Here is a 4,010-nt window from a genome sequence, read left to right on the forward strand (position 1 = left end):
ACAGGACCGTGAAACGACTTTGCGCCGATGATAGTGCTGCAACCAGTGTGAAAGTAGGTTATCGTCAGGCTAGTTATAAGCAAAACCCCACCAGGTGATCCTGGTGGGGTTTTTTGCTTTGTGCAATGCATAGCCCGCCGTGAGGATCCACACGTGGATCCTCACCTAGCGGGCTTTTTTGCGTCTACAACCCCACCAGGGCAAGAATCCGCAATGCGGATCCTTGCCCTGGTGGGGGTTTTTGCTTTGTAGGTTGGAATCATCACTCAGGCTATCCGCTGCAAGCAATCCCGAAATAACTCGACTGAATTTCGAAAATAAATTTCTCCGAGGTGGGTCCGTTCTTTACGCTCTCAATACATCTGAGGAAGCTCAACTGCAGGGCGTGTACAAGGCTTATCGTGAATTAGCGCCTTGCGTTTGGATCGAGCCAAAGAGCCACTTTTTAAATCGTCGCGATCCTTTTCTGAATAGCATAGACATAACCGTTGGCAATCCAAAAATTAACAGGAAGGAGGTGACGAAAGCGGAGCCGAAAAGTTAGCAAACGAAAGTAATTCTTTTTCCCAGCTTCTTTCGGCGAGGCCAATCAATTGTTGGCTGTTGCCCTAAGGGCTATCACGCTCTGGCTCCTGCCACGGGCAGTTCGCGGGGCGTTTTCGGTCAGGAATGGAGAACATCATGCATGCATTACTAAAACGCGATTTTAACGAATTCGCTCCCGACCCCGGAAGATCCCGGGAGCCCGACACAACACCCGGAACGAAAGCCCGACTAGGCACGTGTATTTGGATTTCAGGAAGACTATTAGCACTACTCATGCTGATCGTGCTGCTTATTGCGGTTCCATTTAATCCGGCATTTGCTCAAGTGGCACCGTCGTTAGGTACCGCCGGAAGTTTTGCAGTGCTGGGCGGGCAGACAGTCACGAACACCGGTCCGACCATCCTTAACGGAGACCTGGGCGTTTTCCCGGGCACCGCGGTCACGGGCTTTCCACCTGGGATCGTGATCGGGGCGATACACGCCGCCGATGCGGTCGCACAAAGCGCCCAGGCGGACACCGCGACTGCCTACAACAACCTTGCGAGTCAAGCGTGCACCACAACGTTTGGTGTGCCAACTGATCTCGCGGGCATGACGCTGGTCCCGGGTGTCTACTGCTTCGCGTCGTCAGCGTCGCTGAGTGGCACGCTGACGCTTGATGGGCAGGGCGACCCGAATGCCGTGTTTATTTTCAAGACCGGGAGCACCCTAATTACCGGAAGCAACGCGTCCGTGGTGTTCGTTAATGGAGCCCAGGCCTGCAACGTGTTCTGGCAGGTGGGCAGCTCTGCCACTATCGGTACCGGCACGACCTTCGCAGGAAACATTCTTGCGCTTACGAGCATTACATTGACCACCAACGCTACCCTTGCAGGCAGGGCCCTGGCGCAAAATGGTTCCGTGACGCTCGATTCGAACATTGTCACCCCGACGGTATGTGTGGCCGCGTCCGTCTCGGTGAGCAAAGCCTTTACCCCTGCAACCATCGCCGCCGGTGGAACGTCCACCCTAACCCTCACTCTGAGCAACACTGGTGGTGCGCCAGCCGCCCTGACCGCGCCGTTTACCGACAACTTGCCCACCGGCGTCACGGTTGCGGCGGCGCCTGCCGCCGCAACCACCTGCGGCGGGGCAGTGACGACCTCGGCCTCGTCGGTGACGTTGACTGGAGGCGCGATCCCCGCGAATGGCTCATGCACGGTGAGTGTCAACGTGACTGCGGCTGCCGGTGGAGCATATATCAACACCGTGGCCGCCGGCTCGTTGCAAACCACCAACGGAAGCAATACCGGCCCGGCTACTGCGACCCTCACGGTGACCCCGGTAACGCCGCCATCCTCGGTGACGCTAGGCAAAGCATTCGGCCCGGCGAGCATTACCACGCGTGGATTCTCAACGCTCACCATCACGTTGAGCAACACCGGCATCCTTCCAGCCATCCTTACGGCGCCGCTCGTCGACACCTTGCCCGCCGGTGTAGTCGTTGCCTCGCCGGCCAATGCGGCCTCCACTTGCGGTGGGAGCGTGGCAGCCACTCCCGGTGGATCGACGGTGACATTGAACGGGGGAATAATTCCTGCCAACGGTTCCTGCACAGTAACGGTTCGGGTGACTGCAAATGCGGCAGGGTACTTTACCAACACCTTGCGCGCTGGCACTTTACAGACGACAAACGGCAGCAATACCGCGCCCGCGGTAGCAACCTTGACAGTCACCAAGAAACAAATTCCGCCGATCGTGAAGAAGTCGTTCAGCCCCTCCACCATCAAGGGAGGCCAAGTTTCGGTACTGACCATCACGTTGATTAACCCTGGCACAGTGGCCACCACCCTGACCGCACCGCTTGTTGACACGCTGCCCTACAGGCTGCGGATTGCGGGCCATGGCGGCGCCACCACCACTTGCCACGGAACGGTGACGGCGCCGAATGGCGGCTCGACGGTAACCTTGAACAAAGGCACTATTCATGCAAAGGGTTCGTGCAAGGTAACGGTCAAGGTGACCTCGCATTCCAAGGGCACCTACGTGAACAAGCTCAAGCCGGGTGCCTTGCGGACCACAACCGGCAGCAATCAGTATGAAGCTACCGCCACGCTGTTCGTTACCAAGTCGTATCACTGATCGCTGACACGCAAACTGGCACGCGTTGCACCGTCATGCCGCTCAGCTCAGACTGAGCGGCATTCTCTTTGGTGCGCCCAGCATGGGGGCACTCCTGCAGCTGTAATTTCCGCGCGCTGACCACACTGAGCGAGTGAAGCGCAACTGCGTAAAGATGAGCGAACGTGGGGCATCATGTGCGACGTTGCACGGATCGAAACTGCGAGCTGTAAACAAGAATAGGATACAAGGCGCTGCCGAGCAGATCGAGCAGATCGAGCAGGTCGGGCGGGCAAGGAGCCGCCAAGCGCGTGTCGTCAAGGCAGCAACAGATAAAAGGCAGGAGCGAACTCATGCCGGTACGGCGCGCCGGCATTTCGGAGCCGGACGTAAGCAAGCACGAATTGGGATGCCCACCATAACCAACTGTTAAACGCAATAGATACTATTGCGCATGCAAGCGCTGATCGATTCCACCTCTAGTAAGCACAGCCACGGGTTCCGGCCCGGCCACCGTGCGCGTGATGCTATGCTTGCGGCACAGCAGTACGGGCGGTGATGGCTCTGCTCAAGCATTGAGGCCGTTGCAATGGACTGCGGGCTGGTCATGCGTATCGGCCAGCTCGAGGGAATCAACGACCGCATCAGGTAATGAAAAACCTGTAATCGACGACTACCGCGACAGCGACTTCTTCCCCAGGACTGAGACCGCGTTGTCGGAATCCATGAGAAACAAAAAAGCCTCGACCGAAAAACCGAGGCTTCCTGCCTGGCCGTCTCCGGCCGGGGTTCCAAGCTGTGCGATACCGCGACCCGGTAGGTGACGCGCTGATACTTTCGCTTTAACCCAATGCGCCGTAGCCGCTGGTACGTCGCATGGCTGGGCAACAATCACACCGTATGTTGGCTCCGATATCGGAACGTCTGGTCAGTGAGCGCAGCCCAGTTCAAAAAAGCATGTTGCGTCCTGCAGCTGACGTGCTTCGACCGTGAACATGGCACGGTGGGAGCGACTTGCGAGGAAGAAGAAACCATAGACCCGACAGCAGCACCAGCGTCCCGCTCGCAGCGCCCGTACTGAGTGCCATCTGCGCCGGCACTCCTCTCACCGCCTATCGACACCGCGCGGCCCACGCCAAAGAGAAGGTGACAACATTCGTTGTCCAGTCGATTTCCTTCAATGAGCCCTTGCGGCCGCGCCGCCGCTTTGCTATAGTTCTGCTCCTCCGACGCACACGCAGCTTCACGGCAGCGACAGCGAAGGAAACGAAGGGGTTGACGAGAAACGCAAAACGCCGCATACTCTCTCTTCTCTGCTGCTGACGAACACAACGCTTCGTCGAGTGCAGCAAGGCAGTACCGAA

The 4,010-nt window shown here is 57.9% G+C and carries 1 protein-coding gene; it reads left to right on the plus strand.

The window, feature by feature from the left end:
- The first annotated feature begins 819 nt into the window (after positions 1-819).
- Positions 820-2,667, plus strand: coding sequence for a DUF7933 domain-containing protein (locus tag AC56K1_RS22875; protein WP_497160070.1), 1,848 nt, complete (start codon positions 820-822; stop codon positions 2,665-2,667).
- Positions 2,668-4,010: the final 1,343 nt, after the last annotated feature.

The sequence above is a fragment of the Telluria sp. ZB4P37 genome (assembly GCF_059685855.1).